This window comes from Streptomyces flavovariabilis (assembly GCF_000725785.1).
Taxonomy (GTDB): Bacteria; Actinomycetota; Actinomycetes; order Streptomycetales; family Streptomycetaceae; genus Streptomyces; species Streptomyces hawaiiensis.
Map to the genome: position 1 here is coordinate 1 of NZ_JNXD01000026.1, position 21,584 is coordinate 21,584.

Consider the following 21,584-nt stretch of genomic DNA (forward strand, 5'->3'; position numbering starts at 1 on the left):
GTTGAGTTCTCAAGGAACGGTCGCTTCCTTTGTACTCACCCTCTCGGGCTTTCCTCCGGGCGCTTCCCTTCGGTCTTGCGTTTCCGACTCTATCAGATCCTTTTCGATCCGATTCCCTGTCGGCGGGATTTGCCGTTCGGCCCGGGCTTTCGCTCGTCGGCCTTTCGACATTCACTACGTTAGCCGATTCCCCGTCCAACTCATAATCGAGTCTGTCGGCGTCGAATTCAGGCATGCGGGCACGCCGAATTCGCCCCTGCTGAGGGGGGTCGCTAGGTAGTGGTTTTGTCGCTTCCGGCTGCTGGCGATTGCCGTACCCGGTTCAGCGGCTCGGACTACATTACGCACCCTGGCAGGGCGAGTCAACTTCGGCGGCGCCTCGGGACATGGGCTCGATACGGGCTCACCGTCGGGTCGTTGGCGACCCAGAAGCGCCAGGGGTGCACGGCCCCGTCGCCGCCCACACCGGTGCGGGGGCCGTTGAGTACCTGGTCGGAGGGGTTGGGAGCGCCCGTCAGGATGCGGAGCGGGGTGTCCTCGGAGGTACACGCGTCCGTGCCGTCCAGGGAGCGGTCCACGTTCAGGGCCGTGGCCAGACGGGCCGGGCCCTTGGCCAGTTCCTTGTCGTTGCGGGCCGAGAGTCGACGGGTGCGGGCCAGCTCGGCGCCCTCGATGATCTCGCCGGCGCGCAGCAGGACCGCGCTCGCCTTTCCCTCGGGGCCGCAGACCAGGTTCATGCAGAACCACATGCCATAGGTGAAGTAGACGTACACGTGACCGGGCGGACCGAACATCACGCCGTTGCGGGCCGTGCGGCCGCGATAGGCGTGGGAGCCGGGGTCATCGGCGCCGTCGTAGGCCTCGACCTCGGTGATGCGGAGGGCGATCGGACCGTCCGGGGTGCTGCGGACCAGGATGCGGCCGAGGAGGTCGGGGGCGACATCGAGGACGGGCCGGTCGAAGAACTCCCTGGACAGGGGCGTACGGTCGGGGGTCGCGATCATGCCGTCCGAGGGTACTGGAGACGAATCGTGCCGCGGGGTGGCCGTCGGGCACCGGCCTTGCCAGGGTGGGGCATGGAACCGGCCACGTCCGGATCGCGTTTGTAAGGATCAAGGATCCACCCGTAGTGGGCGAGAGGGAGAGACATGGCGTTCAAGAAGCTGCTCGCGAGCCTGGGGGCCGGCGGGGCTTCGGTCGAGACGGTGCTCCACGAGGTCAACGTCGTCCCGGGCGGCGTCGTCCAGGGTGAGGTGCGGATCCAGGGCGGGTCCGTCAACCAGCAGATCGAGGGGCTCTCGGTCGGACTGCAGGCCAAGGTCGAGGTGGAGAGCGGCGACCAGGAGTACAAGCAGGACATCGAGTTCACGAAGTCGCGGCTGGGCGGGGCGTTCGAGCTGCAGGCGAACGCGGTGCACGCGGTGCAGTTCGGTCTCGAGATCCCGTGGGAGACACCGATCACGACGATCGACGGTCAGCCCCTGCGCGGAATGAACATCGGCGTGTCCACCGAGCTGGAGATCGCACGTGCGGTGGACTCCGGTGACCTGGACCCGGTCAGCGTGCACCCGCTGCCGGCGCAGAAGGCGATCCTGGACGCCTTCATCCAGCTGGGCTTCCGGTTCAAGAACGCCGACATGGAGCGCGGTGTCATCCGGGGTACGCGGCAGAAGCTGCCGTTCTACCAGGAGATCGAGTTCTACCCGCCACAGCAGTACCGGGGGCTGAACCAGGTCGAGCTGAGCTTCGTGGCCGACGCACGGGCCATGGACGTGGTGCTGGAGATGGACAAGAAGCCGGGGCTCTTCAGCGAGGGCAGCGACACCTTCCGGTCCTTCCAGGTGGGTCTCGACGACTACCAGGGGACCGACTGGACCGCTTACCTCAACCAGTGGCTGTCCGAGGTCGGCAGCAAGCGCAACTGGTTCTAGGCTCGGGGGCGACTGCAAGTAACGATCAGGAGGTACCGAGGTGACCGAGCTCAAGCGGCGGCCGCTCCCCCACGACTTCCATCCGCCCGTCGCGTCGTTCACGGTGACGAGCGAGGACGTCGAAGAAGGGGCGACGCTCAAGGACGCTCAGGTCCAGGCGGCCGGCAACACCTCGCCGCAGCTGCGGTGGGAGGGCTTCCCGCCCGAGACCAAGAGCTTCGCCGTGACCTGCTACGACCCCGATGCTCCGACGGGCAGTGGGTTCTGGCACTGGGTGCTGTTCGACATCCCGGTGTCGGTGACCGAGCTGCCGGCGGGCGCGGGCGGCGGCAAGTTCGAGGGTCTGCCGGAGGGTGCGATCCACGCTCGTAACGACTACGGCGGCAAGGAATTCGGTGGGGCCGCGCCGCCTCCCGGGGACGGGCCGCACCGGTACGTCTTCACGGTGTACGCCGTGGATCAGGAGAAGCTCGGTCCGGACGCGGACGCGTCGCCGGCCGTCGTGGGCTTCAACCTGCGGTTCCACACGATCGGACGGGCCCAGCTGATCGGTGAGTACGAGGTGCCCGCCGAGGGCTGAGCAGGCCGCCCGCAATCCCGGCGTTCATGGAACGTTTGCCCGCTCCTGGTCTTGGAATTGATCAGGAGCGGGCATTTTTGTTGCCGGGGGTCGCGGGGGGTCACCCCCCGTGGGAGCAGCAGATATTGCGTTGTCCATCTCGGCGTGCCCGGCCAGAGTTGATCCCAGCCCGCCAGGGGGTGGGCCGGTGCACACGGGAGGTGGGCTGGTATGCGGGACACGCTGGTACTCAACGCGAGCTTCGAGCCGCTGTCGACGGTGACGTTGAACCGAGCCGTCGTTCTGGTGCTTCAGGACAAGGCCGTCGTCGAGCAGTCCCACCCCGAACTGCGGATGCGGGGAGCCGCGGTCGACATACCGGCGCCCCGCGTGATCAGGCTCTGCCAGTACGTGCGGGTGCCGTTCCGAAGACGAGCGCCGTGGTCGAGGCGGGGTGTGCTGGTCAGGGACCGGCACCGGTGCGCGTACTGCGGGAGGCGGGCGACGACCGTGGACCACGTGGTGCCGCGGTCGCAGGGGGGTCAGGACACGTGGCTGAACACGGTGGCCTCGTGTGCGCAGGACAATCACCGTAAGGCGAACCGGACACCGGAGGAGGCGGGGATGCCGCTGCTGCGGCAACCGTTCGAGCCGACTCCTGCGAACGCGATGCTGCTGGCGCTGGGGCAGGACGACTTCGCCGCGCTGCCGGAGTGGCTGGCCCGGCCCGCGGCCTAGAGCTGTCATTTGAAGGGGCCCGCTTCCTTGGGAAGCGGGCCCCTTCAATATGTGCCGGGTCAGTCGATGGACGGCTTCTCGCGGCGTTCCTGGGCGGGGACGCCGCCGCCGGACGCGCCGCCGTTGCCGCCGCCGAGGCCACCGAAGTTGCCCATGGCGCCGGAGAGGCCCTTGAGGGCGTCGCCGATTTCGCTGGGGACGATCCAGAGCTTGTTGGCGTCGCCTTCGGCGATCTTGGGGAGCATCTGGAGGTACTGGTAGGAGAGGAGCTTCTGGTCCGGGTCGCCGGCGTGGATGGCCTCGAACACCGTGCGGACGGCCTGGGCCTCGCCCTCGGCGCGCAGGGCCGCGGCCTTGGCCTCACCTTCGGCGCGCAGGATCTGGGACTGCTTCTCACCCTCGGCGCGCAGGATCTCGGACTGCCGGACACCTTCGGCCTGGAGGATCGCTGCGCGCTTGTCGCGGTCGGCGCGCATCTGCTTCTCCATCGAGTCCTGGATGGAGGTGGGAGGTTCGATCGCCTTGAGTTCGACGCGGTTGACGCGGATGCCCCACTTGCCGGTGGCCTCGTCGAGGACGCCGCGCAGGGCCGCGTTGATCTCCTCGCGGGAGGTCAGGGTCCGCTCCAGGTCCATGCCACCGATGATGTTGCGGAGCGTGGTGACGGTGAGCTGCTCGATCGCCTGGATGTAGCTGGCGACTTCGTACGTCGCGGCCCGTGCGTCGGTCACCTGGTAGTAGATGACGGTGTCGATGTTCACGACCAGGTTGTCCTGGGTGATCACCGGCTGCGGCGGGAAGGGCACGACCTGTTCGCGCAGGTCGATGCGGTTGCGGATGGTGTCGATGAACGGGACGACGATGTTGAGGCCCGCGTTGAGAGTCCGTGTGTAGCGCCCGAAGCGCTCGACGATGGCCGCGCTGGCCTGTGGGATGACTTGGATCGTCTTGATCAGGGCGATGAAGACCAACACCACCAGAATGATCAGGACGATGATGACCGGTTCCATCGTCGTTCCCCGTGTCCCTTCTCCGCTTCGGCGCCTTCGGCAGATCTTATGGTTGTCGAAGATCTTGCTGGTCGAGTCTGACAGACCGTCGCGTAGCTGGCGAGGAGTTCACTCCAGTTACGTCCTGCGAGGTCACATGATGATCGCGGTGGCTCCTTCGATGTCCACGACATCCACTTCCTGGCCCGCTTCGTAGGCGCGGTCGGTGTCGAGGGCGCGGGCCGACCAGACCTCGCCGGCCAGCTTGATCCGGCCGCCGGAGGCGTCGACGCGTTCCAGGACGACGGCCTGTCTGCCCTTCAAGGCGTCCACTCCGGAGGCGAATTGGGGTCGCTGGGCACGGTGCCGGTTCGCGATGGGCCGTACGACGGCGATGCCCGCGGTCGAGATGACGGCGAAGACCACGACTTGTGCGACGGCTCCGCCGCCGAAGACGCCGGTGACCACCGCCGCGGCGATGGCGCCCACCGCCAGCATCGCGAGTTCGGGCATCGCGGTGACCACGAGCGCGATGCCGAGCGCTGCCGCGCCGATCAGCCACCACAGCCATGCGTCGATTTCCACATGGTCATGGTAGGTCCGCGGGCCCTGTCGCCGACAGGGCGCCCGTGGTGTGAAATCCCGTTCTTACTTTGGGATTTGCGGGGTGGTGGGCAACCTCAGGAGAGCGGGAGGCCCTGCGCGGTCCAGCGTTCGCCCGACTGTTCGACGACGAGCGGGAGGCCGAAGCAGAGGGAGAGGTTGCGGGAGGTGAGTTCGAGCTCCAGCGGCCCGGCGGCGAGGACCTTGCCCTGGCGGATCATCAGGACGTGGGTGAAGCCCGGGGGGATCTCCTCGACGTGGTGGGTGACCATCAGCATCGAGGGGGCGATCGGGTCGAGGGCGAGACGGCCGAGGCGGCGCACCAGGTCCTCGCGGCCGCCGAGGTCGAGGCCGGCGGCGGGCTCGTCGAGGAGGAGCAGCTCGGGGTCGGTCATCAGGGCGCGGGCGATCAGGGTGCGCTTGCGCTCGCCCTCGGAGAGCGTGCCGAACCTGCGCTCCAGGTAGTCGCTCATGCCGAGGCGGTCGAGGAAGGCGCGGGCGCGCTGCTCGTCGATGTCCTCGTAGTCCTCGTGCCAGGTGGCCGTCATGCCGTAGGCGGCGGTCAGGACCGTCTCCAGGACGCTCTGGCGCTTGGGGAGCTTCTCGGTCATGGCGATGCCGGCCATGCCGATGCGGGGGCGCAGCTCGAAGACGTCGGTGCCGGGGCGGCCGAGGGTCTCGCCGAGGATGGCGGCGGTGCCCGAGCTGGGGTAGACGTAGGTGGAAGCGAGGTTGAGGAGGGTGGTCTTGCCGGCGCCGTTCGGGCCGAGGATGACCCAGCGCTCGCCCTCCTTGACCGACCAGGAGACCTGGTCCACCAGAGCCCGGCCCTCACGGACCACGGATACGTCCTGAAGCTCCAGAACATCGCTCATGAGCGCGTTGTCTCCCCTTGCAGTGTGGCCGGTCTCGGCTGTCGCGTAAGCCTGTGGCTCGGTCCGCCGCGCCGGTGGGCGCAGCCCTCCATGAAATCTACGCCACCGGCCGACCGGGGCATTCCCTCGGTCCGGTCCTTGGAGGGTCCTAGGGTGGGGGCATGCTTTCGGAACCACGTGCTGGACGTCTTACAGCTTGGGGAAATGCCCTGTTGGCCGGACTTGTCTCTCCGGATGACGCTGCGCTTGCCATCGTCGGCGAAGACGCGGTGCACCGGGTGCAGGGGCTGCCCGGGGAGTCGTCGCCCGTGGGGCTCACCCTCGCGCTGGGGCGGCTGCGGACGCTCGGGGTGACCGGGCTGCGGGTGGCGCTGCCCGCGCCGGGGCATCCGCTGGGGCTGAGCGGACCGCCGGAGTTCAACGCGCGGGCGCTGGAGGCCGAGGAGGCGGTGGTCTGTCACGGGGCCGCCCTCGGGCTGGTGCCGGACGTGTACGACGTCGGGCCCGAGGGTGTGCAGGTCGAGGTGGTGTGGCATGTGCTGCCCGTGCGGGAGGCGCCGCCCGCGGATGTGCCGTCGCTGGGTGAGGCGGAGCGGGAGCTCGCGGAGGCCCTGCGGGAGGCCACCGAGGCGCTGACGCGGCTGGATGTGGCCGGGTCGGGGCCGGTGGCGGAGGCGGCGGTCGACGCGTATCGGGCGCGGGCCGAGCGGGGGCGGGAGGTGCTGGCGCCGGGGTATCCGCCGCGGGCGGTGCGGGTACTGGAGCTGTCGCAGCGGGTGGGGGCGCTGATCGCCGTGGCGACGGAGAGCGGGCACGGTGGCGCGGTGAGTTCGTCCGAGATCTCTGCGCGGCGGGAGGCGCTGCGGCCGGTGGAACGGACGGCTCGGCGAGCACAGGTCGCCGCGTACAACTCTGTTGTGGAGGAGCGGGAGCGGGGGGTGCGGTGATCTGGGCAGCGGTGCGGTGGGGGCACTGACCGGGGTTGGTCTGGTGCGGCGTTGATGCTGAGGGCGGGTGCGTGCACAGCCCGGCGCTGCGGGGTGCCGCTGCGCCCACCCGTGCCGCCCCAGGCGGTACGACTGCCCGCAGCTAAGCGGGGCGGGTGCCCGTGGTGATGCCGACCGGCCTCCCAGGCGATGCCGGGAGGCCGGGGTCACCTCCGGCTCGGAGACGGAGGCGGTGCGTCAGTGGTTGACGGCGAGGTTACCGAAGGCCGGGTTCAGGATGCCCACGACGTTCACGCTGTTGCCGGACACGTTGACCGGGACGTGCACCGGGGCCTGGACGACGTTGCCCGAGCCGACGCCCGGGGAGCCCACGGCCTGGCCGTCGGCGTGGGCGCTGGTGGCGGAAGCCATGCCCGCGCCGGCGGCCAGCAGGCCACCCGTCACCATCGTCACGGCCGCTGCCTTCTTCAGGTTCTTCACTTCTGAGCCCTCCTTGCGATTGCCGCGGCAGGCGCCGCAGCACGCACTGGAGAACGGCGGAGATCCACCGAGGTTGCGCCATGTGAGGGACGTTCCCACGACAGTATGAATCTCGGTCCGGAACGCAACCTTCCGTCTTGCGGTGGGGCAAGCGTGTCAGCCGGTCACGCCATGGCGAACGGCCCACAGGGCGGCCTGTGTTCGGTCGGACAGATCGAGTTTCATGAGGATGTTCGAGACGTGGGTCTTGACGGTCTTCTCGGAGAGGACGAGCGCGCGGGCGATCTCCCGGTTGGAGCGGCCGTCCGCTATCAGGCCGAGGACCTCGCGCTCCCGCTCGGTGAGTGAACCGGCCCTTCCCGTGCCCGAGTTGGTCTCCTCCTGCGCCAGCAGGACGCCGGCGACCTCCGGCTGGAGGAGGATGTGCCCGGCGTGGACCGAGCGGATGGCTCCGGCGAGGGCGTCGGGGTCGACGTCCTTGTAGACGTACCCGGCGGCACCGGCGCGCAGGGCCGGGACCACCGTGCGCTGCTCGGTGAAGCTGGTGACGACCAGCACGCGCGCGCGGTTGTCCAGCTCGCGGAGTCTGCGCAGGGCGTCGACGCCGTCCATGCCCGGCATCTTGACGTCCATGAGGATGACGTCGGGCTGCAACTCCTCGGCGCGGTCGACTCCCTCGGCGCCGTCCGCCGCCTCGCCGACGACCTCGATGTCGTCCTGCACTTCGAGGAACGTGCGCAGGCCCCGGCGGACGACCTGGTGGTCGTCGACGAGCAGCACCTTGATTGCGTCAGCCACCGGGGACCTCCATCTCGATCACGGTGCCCTTGCCGGGCGCCGATTCCACGGTCAGCGTGCCGCCGGCGCCGCTCGCCCGGTCCCGCATCGAGACCAGGCCGAGATGGCGTCCCGCACGGCGGACCACCGTCGGGTCGAAGCCGCTGCCGTCGTCCGTGACCCGCAGGACGGCTCCGCCGCCGCGGCGGTCCAGGGTCACGTCGACGTGGTCGGCGCCGGAGTGGCGCAGGGCGTTGTGCAGGGCCTCCTGGGCGACGCGCAGGAGAGCCTCCTCCTGGGAGGCGGGCAGGGCCTTCACGCCGTGGCCGGCGAAGGTGACGCGGGCACTGTGGGCCCGGTCGAGGACCTGGATCTGCGTCCGGAGGGTCGCCACGAGGCCGTCCTCGTCGAGGGCGGCGGGACGCAACTCGACGACGGCCGCGCGCAGTTCGTCGGCGGCCTCGGCGGCGAGGGCCGCCACCTGCTGGAGTTCGCCCTTGGCGCGGCTGGGATCGCGGTCCACCAGGCGGGCCGCGGCCTGGGCGGTCAGGCGGAGGGAGAAGAGCTTCTGGCTGACCGCGTCGTGCAGTTCGTGGGCGAGCCGGGAGCGCTCCTCGGCGATGGTGAGTTCACGGCTGCGCTCGTAGAGGCGGGCGTTGGTGAGGGCGATCGCCGCGTGCTGGGCGAGGATGCCGAGCAGTTCCTCGTCGTCCTGCGTGAAGCCGCAACCGCCGTGCGGCTCGTGGCACGGGGCGTGTCCCTCCTCAGGACGCAGCTTGTTGGCCAGGAACAGGGCGCCGATGACCTCGTCACCGTCGCGGATCGGCAGGCCCAAAAAGTCGACCAGGTCCGGGTGGGCCTTCGGCCAGCCTTCGAAGCGGGGGTCCTTGCGGACGTCCGCGAGGCGCTCGGCCCTGGCCTCGTGCAGCATCGCGGCGAGGATGCCGTGCTGGCGCGGCAGGGGGCCGATGGCCTTCCACTGCTCCTCGCTGACGCCGTCGACGACGAACTGGGCGAAGCCGCCGTGGTCGTCCGGGACGCCGAGCGCGGCGTACTGCGCGTCGAGCAGCTCGCGGGCCGAGGCGACGATCGTCTTGAGGACGTCGCGCACCTCGAGATGCCTGCTCATGGCCAGCAACGCGGAGCTCACCGCGGCGAGGCCGGACCGGGGACCGTGGCTCATGTCCTCACGGTACCGGCGGGTTGTGACAGCGCGGATCGGACCGGTGGCGGCGGGCGTCCGGTCCAGTGGGCCTAGGTCGCGGGGCCGAGACGGCCGGATGCGAGGTGTAGGACCGGGGGCGCCGGGCCCGTGGCGTAGGGCGAAGGGACCGCGCGGATTGCGGCCCGCGTCCGAGGCGGCGGGGGCGGCCCCGTTCCTAGGTTGTGGGCACGCGATCACGACGAGGGAGCAGATCATGCCGGTTGCGATCATCACCGGGGCGTCGAAGGGCCTGGGGCGGGCGCTGGCGGACGCCCTGGCCGGGCGGGGCTGGGACCTGGTGCTCGATGCCAGGGGCGCCGAGGCGCTGGCGGACACGGCCGGGGTCGTCTCCGCGCACGGCACGCGCGTGACCGCCCTGCCCGGGGACGTCACGGACGCCGCGCACCGGGCGGAGCTGGTGTCGGCGGCCTGGCGGCTGGGCGGCGTCGATCTGCTGGTGCACAACGCGAGCGCGCTGGGCGCCGAGCCGCTGGTGCGGCTGGAGGAGCTGTCGCTGGAGGGGCTGCGCCGGGCGCTGGAGGTGAACCTGGTCGCGGGGCTCGGCCTGGTCCAGGAGGCGCTGCCGCTGTTGCGGGCCTCGCGGGCGGGCACGGTCGTCGCGGTCAGCTCGGACGCGGCGGCCGAGGCGTACGAGACCTGGGGCGGCTACGGGGCGTCCAAGGCGGCCCTGGACCATCTGGTGGCCGTGCTGGCCGTGGAGGAGCCAGGGCTGCGGTTCTGGGCGGTGGATCCCGGGGACATGGCCACGGACCTGTACGCGGCGGCCGTACCGGACGACCGGGAACCGCGGCGGGAGCCGGCGGCTGTGGTGCCGGGGTTCCTGCGGCTGCTGGACGAGCGGCCGGTGAGCGGTCGGTACCGGGCTCCGGCTCTGCTGGACGGGGTCCGATGACACCGGCCGTGTGCGTACCGGAGGAGCTGTCGGCCCGGGTGCCCGTCGAGCAGCGGGGGCCCGGGCTGGAGCGGGACTCCGTGCGGATGCTGGTGTCGCGGGGTACCGACGTGGCCCATCACGCGTTCACGGAGCTGCCGCGGCTGTTGCGGGCCGGGGATCTGCTCGTGGTCAACACCTCGGCCACGCTGGCGGCGGCCGTGGACGGATGGACCGGGCACGCGCGTGTGGTGGTGCACTTCTCCACGCCCGGGGACGACGGCCGCTGGGCGGTGGAGCTGCGGGACCCTGACGGGCGGGGCACCACGCGCGCGCGTGCGGGTGGGCCCGCGGGGAGGGAGGTGTGCCTGCCGGGGGACGTACGCCTGGTTCTGGAGGAGCCGCTGAGCGGGCGGAGCGAGCGGCTGTGGTGGGCGCGGGTGTCCGGGCCGGGGGTACCGGGGTTGCTGCGGGCGTACGGGCGGCCCATTCGCTACGCCTACACACGGCGGGACCAGCCGCTGTCCGTCTACCAGACGGTGTTCGCGCTGCCGTCCGCCGACGGGGCGGGCAGTGCGGAGATGCCGAGCGCGGCGCGGCCCTTCACGGCCCGGCTGGTGGCGGAGCTGGTGAGCCGGGGGGTGCAGTTCGCGCCGGTCACGCTGCACACGGGGGTGGCCTCGGCGGAGGCGCACGAGCCGCCGTACCCGGAGCGTTTCGCGGTGCCGGAGGCGTCGGCGCGGCTGATCAACGCGGCTGAGGCCGGTGGGGGCCGGGTCGTGGCGGTCGGGACGACGGCGGTGCGGGCCGTGGAGTCGGCGGTGGGCGCCGACGGAGCCGTACGCGCGCGTGCGGGATGGACGGATCTCGTCGTCACGCCGGAGCGGGGGGTGCGGGTGGTGGACGGGCTGCTGACCGGGCTGCACGAGCCGGAGGCCTCGCATCTGCTGATGCTGGAGGCGGTTGCGGGGCGGGTGGCGATCGAGCGGGGATACGAGGCCGCGCTCCAGGGCCGGTACCTGTGGCACGAGTTCGGGGACGTGCACCTCGTGCTGCCCTGAAAGGGCCTCACACAGAGCATCGCTTGTGCAACGGGCGGTGAGAACGCGTGCCGGCCGGTGTGAGCCCGCGCATAGGGCGCACGTCACGTACGAAAGTGCGTAGGAGACAAAGCCCCACCTTTTGAGCGGCGCGGATAGTCCAATCTGCCCCGATTTACCCATCCCTGATCCACTATCTTCCTTCGTACGTCACACCTTTGCCACGCCATTTTGCGGCCGCTAAGAATTGCTGACGTCGCTCAGCGCCGTGGGTTCACCTCCGCGGCGTTTGTGTCGGAAACACACCGAGTCCAACGCCGGACGCCGAGCGACTCCCGCGCTATTCGAAGAGGTCCACAGCAGCATGCCCAAGAACATCTTCAGCCGTGTTCAGAGTCGTAGCCTGACCCGTCACCACAAGATCGCCATGGCCGGTGTCGCCACCCTCGGTGCCGCCGCCATCGGATTCTCCGCGGTACCGAGCGGCGCCTCGACCAAGACCACGACCGAGGCCGCTCAGCCGGCTGCGGTGGCGTACAGCAACGAGCAGATCAAGGACGTCAAGGCGAGCGTCACGGACCAGATGGCCGGCGCCAGCCTGAAGGCCGAGCAGATAGCGGCGAAGAAGAAGGCCGACGCCGCGGCGGCCGCCAAGAAGAAGGCCGCCACCGAGGCGGCGAAGAAGAAGGCCGAGGCCGCGCGCCAGGCCAAGGAGGCCGCGAGCCGCGACGCCAAGCGCGCCCAGGTCAAGAAGGCCGCCGCCAAGAGCTACCCGAACAACCTCGACGGCTGGATCCGCGAGTCGCTCGACGTCATGAAGAAGCACGGGATCCCGGGCTCCTACGACGGCATCAAGCGCAACATCATCCGGGAGTCCTCGGGTGACCCGAAGGCGATCAACAACTGGGACATCAACGCCATCAACGGCATCCCGTCGAAGGGTCTGCTGCAGGTCATCCCGCCGACCTTCAAGCACTGGCACGTCCCCGGCACCTCCTGGGACATCTACGACCCGGTAGCCAACATCACCGCCGCCTGCAACTACGCGGCCGACAAGTACGGCTCGATGGACAACGTCGACAGCGCGTACTGAGGCCGGCGCGGACCTCTGCTCGCTGCACGAACGCCGAAGGGCGGCACCCCCTGACGGGGTGCCGCCCTTCGGGCGTCGCAGGCGGCGACTACTTCCGCATGACCTCGGGCTCGTGGCGGCGCAGGAAGCGGGCCACGAAGAAGCCGCAGAGCACGCCGATCGCGAGGAGCGCGCCCATGTCCATGGCCCACGCCCCGACCGTGTGCTCCCACAGCGGGTCGGTGTCGCCGGCCGTCTCGGGCGGGCTGATCTTGTTGAAGTCCAGCGTGGCACCGGAGGCGGCGACCGCCCAGCGCGACGGCATCAGGAACGAGAACTGATTGACGCCGATCGAGCCGTGCAGCGTGAACAGGCAGCCGGTGAAGACGACCTGGATGATGGCGAACATCACCAGCAGCGGCATGGTCTTCTCGGCGGTCTTCACCAGCGAGGAGATGATCAGGCCGAACATCATCGAGGTGAAGCCCAGCGCCATGATCGGGATGGAGAGCTCGACGAGGGTCGCGCTGCCGAGGACCAGGCCCTCCTCGGGGATCTCACGGCTGGAGAAGCCGATGACGCCGACCAGCAGGCCCTGGAGCACGGTGATCATGCCGAGCACGAACACCTTCGACATCAGGTACGCCGAGCGGGAGAGGCCGGTGGCACGCTCCCGCTCGTAGATGACGCGTTCCTTGATCAGTTCTCGGACCGAGTTCGCCGCACCCGCGAAGCAGGCGCCGACCGCGAGGATCAGCAGGACCGTGGTGGCCGTGCCGTTCGGGATGATCCGGCCGGTCTGCGGGTTCGCCGGGTTGGGCAGCAGGCCCTTGTCGGCGTCGATGAGCAGGCTGACCGCGCCGAGCACGGCCGGCAGGATCACCATCAGGGCGAGGAAGCCCTTGTCGGACACGATTACCGAGACGTAACGCCGGACGAGCGTGACGAACTGGGACATCCAGCCCTGCGGCTTCGGCGGCTTCATCGCCTGCATGTGCGGAACCTGTACGGACTGCGGCGCGACGGCGTCGATGTCCGCGGCGTACATCTGGTAGTGCTGCGAGCCCTTCCAGCGGCCCGCCCAGTCGTAGTCGCGGTAGTTCTCGAAGGCGGAGAAGACATCGGCCCAGGTGTCGTAGCCGAAGAAGTTCAGCGCCTCCTCGGGCGGGCCGAAGTAGGCGACCGAGCCGCCCGGCGCCATCACCAGCAGCTTGTCGCAGATCGCCAGCTCGGCCACGGAGTGGGTGACGACGAGGACCGTACGGCCGTCGTCGGCCAGGCCGCGCAGCAGCTGCATGACGTCGCGGTCCATGCCCGGGTCGAGGCCGGAGGTGGGCTCGTCCAGGAAGATCAGCGACGGCTTGGTCAGCAGCTCCAGGGCGACCGAGACGCGCTTGCGCTGGCCACCGGAGAGGGACGTGACCTTCTTGTCCTTGTGGATGTCGAGCTTGAGCTCGCGCAGCACCTCGTCGATGCGGGCCTCGCGCTCGGCCGCCGTGGTGTCGGCGGGGAAGCGCAGCTTGGCCGCGTACTTGAGGGCCTTCTTGACGGTCAGCTCCTTGTGCAGGATGTCGTCCTGCGGGACCAGACCGATGCGCTGACGCAGCTCGGCGAACTGCTTGTAAAGGTTCCGGTTGTCGTACAGCACCTCGCCCTGGTTGGCGGGGCGGTAACCGGTGAGCGCCTTGAGCAAGGTCGACTTGCCGGAACCGGACGGGCCGATGACCGCGATCAGCGACTTCTCCGGAACGCCGAAGGACACGTCCTTGAGGATCTGCTTGCCGCCGTCGACCGTGACGGTGAGATGACGGGCGGAGAAGGACACCTCACCGGTGTCGACGAACTCCTCGAGCCGGTCGCCGACGATGCGGAACGTCGAGTGGCCGACGCCGACGACGTCGGTCGGGCCGAGCAGCTGCGCGCCGCCCTTGGCGATGGGCTGGCCGTTGACGTACGTGCCGTTGTGGGAGCCGAGGTCACGGATCTCCATGCGCCCGTCGGGCGTGGCGTGGAACTCGGCGTGGTGCCGGGAGACCTGCAGGTCCGAGACGACCAGCTCGTTCTCCAGGGCACGGCCGATGCGCATCACGCGGCCGAGGGAGAACTGGTGGAACGTGGTCGGACTGCGGTCGCCGTAGACCGGCGGCGCCCCCGCGGCACCGCCGGCACCCTGCTGCTGCGGGATGTGCGCCGCGGCCTGCTGCGGCTGCTGCCAGCCGGCCTGGGGGGCCTGCTGCTGCGGCTGCTGGTGCGGCGGCGGCTGGGCCGGGGCCTGCTGGCCCCAGCCGGGGTTCGCGCCCTGCGCGGCATACGGCTGCTGCTGGGGCTCCGCCTGCGGCGTGGCGACCGAGGCCGCGGCGCCGGACAGGTTCAGGCGCGGGCCGTCGGTCGCGTTGCCCAGGTTGACGGCCGAGCCGGGGCCGAGCTCCATCTGATGGATGCGCTGCCCCTGCACGAACGTGCCGTTGGTGCTGCCGTGGTCCTCGATGACCCAACTGCGGCCGTTGAAGCTGACCGTGGCGTGACGCCAGGAAACCCTGGCGTCGTCGAAGACGACGTCCCCCTGCGGATCACGTCCGAGGGTGTATGCCCTGGACGGATCGAGCGTCCAGGTACGTCCGTTTGATTCCAGTACGAGTTCCGGCACTCCATGCCCCACTGAGTTGTCCCCCGATTTACCCCCGGCATGGGGAGTCTAGGGATGTCGAACATCGGGGGGAACTATTTCAGGAGCTGCCCTCTGACCGAAAGTCGGGCCTTGTGAAGACCGCGTCCGGACGCATCCGCCGATTCCGTTGACGGGGTTGAAACCGGGCCGGAGAGTGGTATTTCGACGCGAGGGGGACATGCGTGGTGTTCCGCCGCGCAGCGGATCGGGGGGTCTGCCATGAGGGCTGGCGCAGGGGTCGAGACGGCCAGGGACGACGGGCGCGTGCCGTGGGGGGACGTGCTGATGTCCGCCGTGACGGCCGTGAGCTGGGCGTTGATCGGGATGGCGGGGACGGCTGCGCTGGGCCTGCGGCTGCTGGAGGCGGACACGGCGGGGTCGTTGGGGCCGATGACCGCGGCAGTGGTGGCTCTCGGGGCGGGTGGGTCGGTCACGCCGTCCGGTGACGTCTCGGCGTTCGGCCTCACGGGCGCGGAGGCGGACACGGCCGTCGAGATCACGCCACTGGGGGTGAGCCTGGTCGGGGCGGTGCTGCTGTCGTGGTTCTTCCTGCGGTCCTTGCGGGCGGCGGGAGTTGTGATCTCACGGGCCGAACTGCTCGCACGGGCGGGCGCGGTGGTCGTGCTCTTCGTGGCGATGCTGGGCGGACTGGCGTGGGCGGGGCACGACGTCATCACGATCGACGGTGGGTCGCTCGGGCCGGACGACGTGACCGGCGGGAGCGGGGCCGTCGAGATCCCGGGGCTCGGAGACATCGGGGGGCTGCTGCCGGACCGGCTCGGCGACCTGGTCGACGCGCAGGCCGCGGTCGGATTCACGGTCGACACCGCCCCGACGCTGCTCGGCGGGTTCGGCTGGTCGGCCGGGATCCTCCTCATCGCCCTGCTGGCCTCGCGCCGTACGCCGCTGCCGCGGGGCTGGGACGCCGTGCACCGGGTCGTGCGGCCGGCCGTGTCGGCGGTGGTGACCGTGCTGCTGGTGGCGGTGGCGGCGGGGTTCGCGGCGGCGGCGTACGCGGCGATCGGTGACGACCGCCCCGGGCGCATCGCCGGCGCGGCACTGCTCGGGGCGCCGAACGGGGTGTGGCTGGGCATTCCGCTCGGCCTGTTCGTGCCGTGGGACGGACGGGCGACGGGCGAACTGACCCGCTTCCTGCCGGACCCGCTGGACGATCTGCTCGGTGGCGGCTCCGGCCGGCCGGTGACGCTGGGCCGGCTGGCCGAACTGGACGGGCGGGTGTGGCTGCTCGGGGTGGCGGCGGGGTCGATGATGCTGCTGGCGGGCGTGTTGGCGGCGGTGCGGACACCGGTTGGGGCGGGGGAGGCTGCCCTTCGTTTCGCGGGCCGGTGTGCGCTGCGGCTCGGGGTCGCGACCGCGCTCGCCCTGCCGCTGCTGGCGTGGCTGACGGACGTCTCCGTGACCGCGTCCCTGTCCGTACTCGGCTTCGACGCCTTCGGCGCGGGCATCGAACTGCACGGCCACCCCGGCCCGGCCCTGCTCCTGGGCGCGGGGTGGGGCGCGGGGGCCGGGGCGGCGGGGGCGTTGCTCGCGTGGCGGTGCGGGGCGGCGGGGCGGCGGGCTACGGCGTTGGCCCGGGGGGAGGGGTCGACCCCGACCGGCGGACCAGCGGGCCTGCCGGGCACCGGGTGGCCCGAGCACGGGGCCGGGGCCGACCGGGCCGGAGCGGGAGCTTGGCGTGGTGGGGTCGAGGCCGGGGCCGACCGGGCAGGACCGGGAACTCGGCGAGGTGGGGCCGGGGAGGCGGAGCCCTGGGGCGATCGGACGCCGGCCGGCTACGACGAGGGCGGCCGGCAGGCGTGGCCGGGGGCCGGCACGGTGCGACCCGGGGACGATGCCGGTGCCGGGTTGGACCAGGCCCGGGGCGGCCCCGGCCCGGCGAGGTACGACGAGGGCTCCCAGCAGGCCTGGCCCGACGCCGGCACCGTACGGCCCGGAGACGACGTCGATGCCGGGTTGCCGGCCCAGACCCGGGGCCGCCCCGGCCCGGCAGGGCACGGCGAGGGCGCCCGGCAGGCCTGGCCCGACGCCGGCGGCACCGTGCGCCCCGGGGGCCACGCCGATGCCGGGCCGGACCAGACCCGGGGCCGCCCGGGGCCAGCGGAGCGCGATCCGGGCGCCAACCAGGCCTGGACGGACGCCGGCAGCGTGCGCCCCGGAGACAGCGCCGACGCCGGGCAAGCCGGCCCCGACCAAGCGAGGCACGACGAGGGCGCCCGGCAGGCCTGGCCCGGCGCCGGCAGCGTACGGCCCGGGGACGACGGCCGTGCCGGGCGGGCCGGAGGGCGGGGTGGAGAGGGTGGTGGGGAAGCAGGGCCCTACGCGCCGGGCGCGCCGTACCGGCCGCCGAACCCGGGCACCAACCCGTATCTCCGGGTGCCGGACGAGCTGCGAGAGCCGGAGGACGCCAGGCCTGGGGGCGAGGAGCGCCTTTCGGACGGACCGCCGGTGGATGGAGCGTACGGAGCGGGACGGCGGATCGGCGAGGAACAGCGGCCAGGGGCCGCGGGGCGGCGTCCCGGCGAGGAGCCCCGCCCCGGCCACGCCCCGCCCCCCGGGCCTCCGCCGATCACCGGCAGGCCTCCGCGACCCGGCCATCTCCCGGAGCCCGGCCCGCCGCAGCGCCCTGACCCGTCCCCGCAAGCGGACCGGCCGGGGCCGCCGGACGACGAGCCCCCCGCTCCCGGTGACATCTACGGCGCCCCCACCGTCGTACGGCCGGTCGGGCCGCCGCCGCGTGGCCCCCGGCAGTCGCCCGGGCCGCGGAACGGGAACGGACCGCCCGCGCGGCCCGACGACGGACCGCCCCCTCCGCCACCGCCTCCCCCGCCGCCGCGGAAACCACGCGGCGGGAGGTGACCGGCGAGGGCACCGGACGCCGTACCGGCACGCAAGGTTCACGCCACCGAGGCGACATGCAGTGTTCGCTGTCCGCCAGACGGACCTCAGGGGCGGTGTGCCCAGCCCGCCGGATACGGTGGAACCACCATGAGCGCTTCGCAGACCTCGTCTTCCGACATCCCTGCCGACGTCCCCACCCTCCTTGTGAAGATCTTCGGCAAGGACAGGCCCGGCATCACCGCCGGTCTCTTCGACACCCTCGCCGCCTACTCCGTCGACGTCGTCGACATCGAGCAGGTCGTCACCCGTGGCCGGATGGTGCTGTGCGCGCTCGTGACCGAGCCGCCCCCCGGGCTCGAGGGAGATCTGCGGGCGACCGTCCACAGCTGGGCCGAGTCGATGAAGATGCAGGCGGAGATCATCTCCGGCCTGGGCGACAACCGCCCGCGCGGGCTGGGCCGCTCCCTGGTCACCGTGCTCGGGCATCCGCTCACCGCCGAGGCGACGGCCGCGATCGCCGCGCGGATCACGAAGACCGGCGGCAACATCGACCGTATCTTCCGGCTCGCCAAGTACCCCGTGACCGCTGTCGAGTTCGCCGTCTCCGGCGTGGAGACCGAGCCGCTGCGCACCGCCCTGGTGACCGACGCGGCCAGGCTCGGCATCGACGTGGCGGTGGTCGCCGCCGGTCTGTACCGGCGCGCGCAGCGCCTGGTCGTCATGGACGTGGACTCGACGCTGATCCAGGACGAGGTCATCGAGCTGTTCGCCGCCCACGCCGGCTGCGAGGACAAGGTCGCCGAGGTGACGGCGGCCGCGATGCGCGGGGAGCTGGACTTCGAGCAGTCCCTGCACGCGCGCGTGGCACTGCTGGAGGGGCTGGACGCGTCGGTGGTGGACAAGGTGCGCAGCGAGGTGCGGCTGACGCCGGGCGCCCGCACCCTGATCCGCACGCTGAAGCGGCTCGGCTACCAAGTCGGTGTCGTCTCGGGTGGCTTCACCCAGGTCACCGACGATCTGAAGGAGCGGCTCGGGCTGGACTTCGCCCAGGCCAACACCCTGGAGATCGTCGACGGCCGGCTGACGGGCAGAGTCACCGGCGAGATCGTCGACCGCGCGGGCAAGGCCCGGCTGCTGCGCCGGTTCGCCGCGGAGGCGGGCGTGCCGCTGTCGCAGACGGTGGCGATCGGTGACGGTGCCAACGATCTGGACATGCTGAACGCGGCCGGTCTCGGAGTCGCCTTCAACGCCAAGCCGGTGGTGCGCGAGGCGGCGCACGCCGCGGTGAACTTCCCCTTCCTGGACACGGTCCTGTATCTGCTGGGCGTCACGCGCGAAGAGGTCGAGGCGGCGGACACTCTCGACATCGTCTGAACCGACCAGCAGGGGCCCGGCACCGTGCGGTGCCGGGCCCCTGTCATGCGGAGATCGTCACTCGGCCGGCGCCCAGTAGTCCTGCAGCGTGGCCACGCCCGGCTCCAGGCCCTTCCACGTGCCGCCGAACGACAGCACCGCGAAGGCGGAGGCCGGGAACCCGCGACGGGTCATCCGCTCCCGGGCGTCGTCCTCGCCCGAGCCCGCCAGAACGTCGGCCAGGCCCTGGATGCCCGGGTTGTGCCCGACCATGAGGAGGTTCCGCACGTCGTCGGGGGTCTCGTTGAGCAGGGCGATCAGCTCGCCCGGCGAGGCCTCGTAGATCCGCTCCTCGTAGACGGTTTTCGGCCGCTGCGGGAACTCGTGGACGGCGAGCTTCCATGTCTCCCGGGTCCGGACCGCGGTGGAGCACAGGGCCAGGTCGAAGGCGATACTGGTGTCGGTCAGCCTGCGCCCGGCCTCCGCCGCGTCCATTCGGCCCCGGTCGGCGAGCGGACGCTCGTGATCGGTCACCTGTGGCCAGTCGGCTTTCGCATGGCGGAAGAGGACAATCCTGCGGGGTTCTGCGACGCTCATGAGATCCAGCTTCGCATGAAACACGCCACGGGGCGCAGGGAGTTGACCACCGGCTTCGGCCGTGATCAGCGGGCGATCAGCTGCTCCACGCGCTCGAAGAGCTGGGTGATCGCCGGGTCGCCGGTGGCCGCGTGCGCGTCGGACGGGTTCAGGATCAGGGCGAGCAGTGCGGTGAAGGCGAGCACGGGCAGGGCGAGAGCCCACCAGGGCAGCCGGCCGGCCGCGCCGGCCCGGGTCGCCGGGTGGGGCCGGGTGTGCGTAGGGGCCGACATGGGTGCCTCCGCTCTTCGGGTGGTCGGTGACCGTCTCGCGGTCACACACTCGAAGCTACGGAATCCGCGGCTGCCGCCCCATCCGGTGATCCACCCACTTGACCCTGACCCTCACCCCCTAGGGGACAGGGGGGCTAACCCCACCATGGGCCGCGTCCGCACGGGTCATGGCGAGGCGATGGTCGCGATGACGGCGATGACGATGAAGATCGCGAAGAACGCTCCGAACACGAGCAGCATCTTCTTCTGACCGTGCTGGGGATTCGGGTCGAGCACTGGCATGGGGCAAGTCTCCCACCCCCCGGGCCCGCCCGGCGCCCCGGGGTGGCTCCCGGCCCCCGGGGGCGTGGCTCAGCGGGCCGCCTCGTCCTCCACCGTGCGGTCGCGGCCCGCCAGGAAGCCGACGGCCATCTGCGGGATCATCAGGGCGCTCATCAGCGCGATCGGCAGTCCCCATCCGCCGCTGTGCTGGTAGAGGACGCCGACCAGGAGCGGCCCGGGGATGGAGATCAGGTAGCCGGTGCTCTGCGCGAACGCCGACAGCTGGGCCACGCCCGGGCCGGTCCTGGCCCGCATGCCGACCATGGTCAGGGCGAGCGGGAAGGCGCAGTTGGCGACGCCGAGCAGCAGGGCCCAGACCCAGGCGCCGGCGGCGGGCGCGAGGTACAGCCCGGCGTAGCCGGCGAGGCCGCAGACGCCCAGGGCGAGCACGATCGGGCCCTGCTGGGGCAGCCGGGTGGCCAGGCGCGGTATGACGAAGGCCAGGGGCACGCCCATCACCATGGTGACCGCCAGGAGCAGCCCAGCCGTGCCGGCGGGCACACCGGCGTCGCGGAAGATCTGCGCCATCCAGCCCATGGTGATGTAGGCGGCGGTGGCCTGGAGTCCGAAGAAGACGGCGAGTGCCCAGGCGGTGCGACTGCGGGCCATCCGCAGCCGGGGCGCCTCCACGCGCGTGTGGGCCGCCGGGCCCGGGTCCGAGCCCTGCGTCTGCTGCGTCGTGGTCTCCGCGGCCTTCTCCCCCGGCCCGGGTGGCGTCGCACGTCCCCGGACGAAGGGCAGCCACGGCAGGACGGCCGCCACGGCGAGACCCGCCCACAGGGCCAGGCCCGTCTGCCAGCTGCCGCCGAGGGCGTCGGTCAGGGGCACCGTCACGGCGGCGGCGAGGGCCGTGCCGAGGGCGAGAGCCATCGAGTACAGGCCGGTCATGGAACCCACGCGGTCGGGGAACCAGTGCTTGACGATGACCGGCATCAGGACGTTGCTGACGGCGATGCCCATGAGGGCCAGGGCGCTGCCGGCCAGGAAGCCGGCCGTGCCGCCGGCGTAGGGCCTGACGAGCAGGCCGGTGGCGATGGCGGCCATGCCGGCGCACACCACGGCGCCGGCCCCGAAGCGGCGGGCGAGGCGCGGGGCCATGACGCCGAAGACGGCGAAGCACAGCGGCGGCACGGAGGTGAGCAGTCCGGCCACGCTGCCGCTCATGCCGAGCCCGTCGCGGACCTCCTCCAGGAGGGCGCCGAGGCTGGTGATGGCGGGGCGGAGGTTCAGCGCGGACAGCACGATGCCGAGGACGAGCAGTCGCATCGTCCACGCGCGCGTGGACGTGCCGCCCGGTTTCCCGGCGTCGTGCGCGGCGGAGCTGCGTACCGTCGGGGGCGTCATCGTCCGGGTTTCCTCACTAGGCATGAGGCCCATCATAGAATCATGGGATGATTGACTGTCCAC

The 21,584-nt window shown here is 71.4% G+C and carries 21 protein-coding genes; 9 read left to right on the plus strand and 12 right to left on the minus strand.

What is annotated here, in order from left to right:
- Positions 1 to 362: 362 nt before the first annotated feature.
- On the minus strand, positions 363 to 1,004 hold the full coding sequence (locus IO24_RS0134085) for a DNA-3-methyladenine glycosylase (protein WP_031142644.1): 642 nt from the start codon (positions 1,002 to 1,004) through the stop codon (positions 363 to 365).
- A gap of 144 nt (positions 1,005 to 1,148) precedes the next feature.
- Here IO24_RS0134085 and IO24_RS0134090 point away from each other — a divergent pair, with 144 nt between their 5' ends.
- From IO24_RS0134090 to IO24_RS0134100, 3 genes are all read left to right on the plus strand, one after another.
- Positions 1,149 to 1,931: a sporulation protein gene (locus IO24_RS0134090; protein WP_031142646.1), complete on the plus strand. Its 783-nt coding sequence runs from the start codon at positions 1,149 to 1,151 to the stop codon at positions 1,929 to 1,931.
- A gap of 40 nt (positions 1,932 to 1,971) precedes the next feature.
- Positions 1,972 to 2,511: a YbhB/YbcL family Raf kinase inhibitor-like protein gene (locus tag IO24_RS0134095; protein ID WP_031142648.1), complete on the plus strand. Its 540-nt coding sequence runs from the start codon at positions 1,972 to 1,974 to the stop codon at positions 2,509 to 2,511.
- Positions 2,512 to 2,721: 210 nt separating this feature from the next.
- Positions 2,722 to 3,228 carry an HNH endonuclease gene (locus IO24_RS0134100; protein ID WP_031142650.1) on the plus strand — a complete coding sequence of 169 codons (507 nt, stop codon included), beginning with the start codon at positions 2,722 to 2,724 and terminating at the stop codon, positions 3,226 to 3,228.
- Positions 3,229 to 3,287: 59 nt separating this feature from the next.
- Here the strand turns inward: IO24_RS0134100 and IO24_RS0134105 are convergent, their stop codons facing one another.
- From IO24_RS0134105 to IO24_RS0134115, 3 genes are all read right to left on the minus strand, one after another.
- Positions 3,288 to 4,238, minus strand: a complete 951-nt coding sequence (locus tag IO24_RS0134105) for an SPFH domain-containing protein (protein WP_031142652.1) — start codon at positions 4,236 to 4,238, stop codon at positions 3,288 to 3,290.
- 132 nt (positions 4,239 to 4,370) lie between these two features.
- The gene (locus IO24_RS0134110; RefSeq protein WP_031142654.1) at positions 4,371 to 4,802 is read right to left on the minus strand and encodes an NfeD family protein; all 432 of its coding nucleotides are present in this window, start codon (positions 4,800 to 4,802) and stop codon (positions 4,371 to 4,373) included.
- 95 nt (positions 4,803 to 4,897) lie between these two features.
- Complete coding sequence (locus IO24_RS0134115) at positions 4,898 to 5,695, minus strand: ABC transporter ATP-binding protein (protein WP_031142657.1); 798 nt, start codon at positions 5,693 to 5,695, stop codon at positions 4,898 to 4,900.
- A gap of 161 nt (positions 5,696 to 5,856) precedes the next feature.
- On the opposite strand from IO24_RS0134115, the gene IO24_RS0134120 reads away from it, so the two are divergent.
- Positions 5,857 to 6,642, plus strand: coding sequence for a hypothetical protein (locus tag IO24_RS0134120; protein ID WP_045296948.1), 786 nt, complete (start codon positions 5,857 to 5,859; stop codon positions 6,640 to 6,642).
- Positions 6,643 to 6,879: 237 nt separating this feature from the next.
- On the opposite strand, the gene IO24_RS0134125 is transcribed toward IO24_RS0134120, so the two are convergent.
- The 3 genes from IO24_RS0134125 to IO24_RS0134135 all read right to left on the minus strand — a co-directional run bounded on the left by IO24_RS0134125 (position 6,880) and on the right by IO24_RS0134135 (position 9,082).
- On the minus strand, positions 6,880 to 7,122 hold the full coding sequence (locus IO24_RS0134125; RefSeq protein ID WP_030852293.1) for a chaplin: 243 nt from the start codon (positions 7,120 to 7,122) through the stop codon (positions 6,880 to 6,882).
- Between the two features lie 156 nt (positions 7,123 to 7,278).
- Positions 7,279 to 7,920 (minus strand): response regulator, encoded by a 642-nt coding sequence (locus tag IO24_RS0134130; RefSeq protein WP_031142661.1) that lies wholly within the window; start codon positions 7,918 to 7,920, stop codon positions 7,279 to 7,281.
- Entirely contained in the window at positions 7,913 to 9,082 is a 1,170-nt protein-coding gene (locus IO24_RS0134135; RefSeq protein ID WP_031142663.1) for a GAF domain-containing sensor histidine kinase, read from the minus strand. Before IO24_RS0134135 ends, IO24_RS0134130 begins: the two co-directional genes overlap by 8 nt.
- A 235-nt stretch (positions 9,083 to 9,317) precedes the next feature.
- Here IO24_RS0134135 and IO24_RS0134140 point away from each other — a divergent pair, with 235 nt between their 5' ends.
- The 3 genes from IO24_RS0134140 to IO24_RS0134150 all read left to right on the plus strand — a co-directional run bounded on the left by IO24_RS0134140 (position 9,318) and on the right by IO24_RS0134150 (position 12,128).
- Positions 9,318 to 10,016 (plus strand): SDR family NAD(P)-dependent oxidoreductase, encoded by a 699-nt coding sequence (locus tag IO24_RS0134140; protein WP_031142665.1) that lies wholly within the window; start codon positions 9,318 to 9,320, stop codon positions 10,014 to 10,016.
- Positions 10,013 to 11,056: an S-adenosylmethionine:tRNA ribosyltransferase-isomerase gene (locus IO24_RS0134145; RefSeq protein WP_031142667.1), complete on the plus strand. Its 1,044-nt coding sequence runs from the start codon at positions 10,013 to 10,015 to the stop codon at positions 11,054 to 11,056. Before IO24_RS0134140 ends, IO24_RS0134145 begins: the two co-directional genes overlap by 4 nt.
- A 343-nt stretch (positions 11,057 to 11,399) precedes the next feature.
- Positions 11,400 to 12,128, plus strand: a complete 729-nt coding sequence (locus IO24_RS0134150) for a transglycosylase SLT domain-containing protein (RefSeq protein ID WP_031142669.1) — start codon at positions 11,400 to 11,402, stop codon at positions 12,126 to 12,128.
- A gap of 88 nt (positions 12,129 to 12,216) precedes the next feature.
- On the opposite strand, the gene IO24_RS0134155 is transcribed toward IO24_RS0134150, so the two are convergent.
- Entirely contained in the window at positions 12,217 to 14,754 is a 2,538-nt protein-coding gene (locus tag IO24_RS0134155; protein WP_031142671.1) for an ABC transporter ATP-binding protein/permease, read from the minus strand.
- A 240-nt stretch (positions 14,755 to 14,994) separates the two neighbouring features.
- Between IO24_RS0134155 and IO24_RS47710 the strand changes: the two genes are divergently transcribed.
- Both IO24_RS47710 and serB read left to right on the plus strand, forming a co-directional pair.
- Positions 14,995 to 17,652, plus strand: coding sequence for a streptophobe family protein (locus IO24_RS47710; RefSeq protein ID WP_045296952.1), 2,658 nt, complete (start codon positions 14,995 to 14,997; stop codon positions 17,650 to 17,652).
- Between the two features lie 129 nt (positions 17,653 to 17,781).
- Positions 17,782 to 19,008 carry a phosphoserine phosphatase SerB gene (gene serB, locus IO24_RS0134165; RefSeq protein WP_031142675.1) on the plus strand — a complete coding sequence of 409 codons (1,227 nt, stop codon included), beginning with the start codon at positions 17,782 to 17,784 and terminating at the stop codon, positions 19,006 to 19,008.
- 57 nt (positions 19,009 to 19,065) lie between these two features.
- Here serB and IO24_RS0134170 read toward each other — a convergent pair whose 3' ends face one another.
- From IO24_RS0134170 to IO24_RS0134185, 4 genes are all read right to left on the minus strand, one after another.
- Positions 19,066 to 19,584 carry a SixA phosphatase family protein gene (locus tag IO24_RS0134170; protein WP_031142677.1) on the minus strand — a complete coding sequence of 173 codons (519 nt, stop codon included), beginning with the start codon at positions 19,582 to 19,584 and terminating at the stop codon, positions 19,066 to 19,068.
- Between the two features lie 65 nt (positions 19,585 to 19,649).
- The gene (locus IO24_RS0134175) at positions 19,650 to 19,856 is read right to left on the minus strand and encodes a hypothetical protein (protein ID WP_031142679.1); all 207 of its coding nucleotides are present in this window, start codon (positions 19,854 to 19,856) and stop codon (positions 19,650 to 19,652) included.
- Between the two features lie 165 nt (positions 19,857 to 20,021).
- Positions 20,022 to 20,138, minus strand: a complete 117-nt coding sequence (locus IO24_RS47245) for an SGM_5486 family transporter-associated protein (RefSeq protein WP_097215821.1) — start codon at positions 20,136 to 20,138, stop codon at positions 20,022 to 20,024.
- Positions 20,139 to 20,207: 69 nt separating this feature from the next.
- A complete protein-coding gene (locus IO24_RS0134185) occupies positions 20,208 to 21,557 on the minus strand; it encodes a CynX/NimT family MFS transporter (RefSeq protein ID WP_031142681.1) in 1,350 nt (449 codons plus the stop codon).
- Positions 21,558 to 21,584 lie beyond the last annotated feature (27 nt).

Excerpts from the sequence above, each read along its gene's own strand:
- IO24_RS0134085 (WP_031142644.1), bottom strand. The coding sequence starts at position 1,004 with ATGATCGCGACCCCCGACCGTACGCCCCTGTCCAGGGAGTTCTTCGAC.
- IO24_RS0134090 (WP_031142646.1), top strand. The coding sequence starts at position 1,149 with ATGGCGTTCAAGAAGCTGCTCGCGAGCCTGGGGGCCGGCGGGGCTTCG.
- IO24_RS0134100 (WP_031142650.1), top strand. The coding sequence starts at position 2,722 with ATGCGGGACACGCTGGTACTCAACGCGAGCTTCGAGCCGCTGTCGACG.
- IO24_RS0134105 (WP_031142652.1), bottom strand. The coding sequence starts at position 4,238 with ATGGAACCGGTCATCATCGTCCTGATCATTCTGGTGGTGTTGGTCTTC.
- IO24_RS0134115 (WP_031142657.1), bottom strand. The coding sequence starts at position 5,695 with ATGAGCGATGTTCTGGAGCTTCAGGACGTATCCGTGGTCCGTGAGGGC.
- IO24_RS0134120 (WP_045296948.1), top strand. The coding sequence starts at position 5,857 with ATGCTTTCGGAACCACGTGCTGGACGTCTTACAGCTTGGGGAAATGCC.
- IO24_RS0134135 (WP_031142663.1), bottom strand. The coding sequence starts at position 9,082 with ATGAGCCACGGTCCCCGGTCCGGCCTCGCCGCGGTGAGCTCCGCGTTG.
- IO24_RS0134140 (WP_031142665.1), top strand. The coding sequence starts at position 9,318 with ATGCCGGTTGCGATCATCACCGGGGCGTCGAAGGGCCTGGGGCGGGCG.
- IO24_RS0134145 (WP_031142667.1), top strand. The coding sequence starts at position 10,013 with ATGACACCGGCCGTGTGCGTACCGGAGGAGCTGTCGGCCCGGGTGCCC.
- IO24_RS0134150 (WP_031142669.1), top strand. The coding sequence starts at position 11,400 with ATGCCCAAGAACATCTTCAGCCGTGTTCAGAGTCGTAGCCTGACCCGT.
- IO24_RS47710 (WP_045296952.1), top strand. The coding sequence starts at position 14,995 with ATGAGGGCTGGCGCAGGGGTCGAGACGGCCAGGGACGACGGGCGCGTG.
- serB (WP_031142675.1), top strand. The coding sequence starts at position 17,782 with ATGAGCGCTTCGCAGACCTCGTCTTCCGACATCCCTGCCGACGTCCCC.
- IO24_RS0134170 (WP_031142677.1), bottom strand. The coding sequence starts at position 19,584 with ATGAGCGTCGCAGAACCCCGCAGGATTGTCCTCTTCCGCCATGCGAAA.
- IO24_RS0134175 (WP_031142679.1), bottom strand. The coding sequence starts at position 19,856 with ATGTCGGCCCCTACGCACACCCGGCCCCACCCGGCGACCCGGGCCGGC.
- IO24_RS47245 (WP_097215821.1), bottom strand. The coding sequence starts at position 20,138 with ATGCCAGTGCTCGACCCGAATCCCCAGCACGGTCAGAAGAAGATGCTG.
- IO24_RS0134185 (WP_031142681.1), bottom strand. The coding sequence starts at position 21,557 with ATGATGGGCCTCATGCCTAGTGAGGAAACCCGGACGATGACGCCCCCG.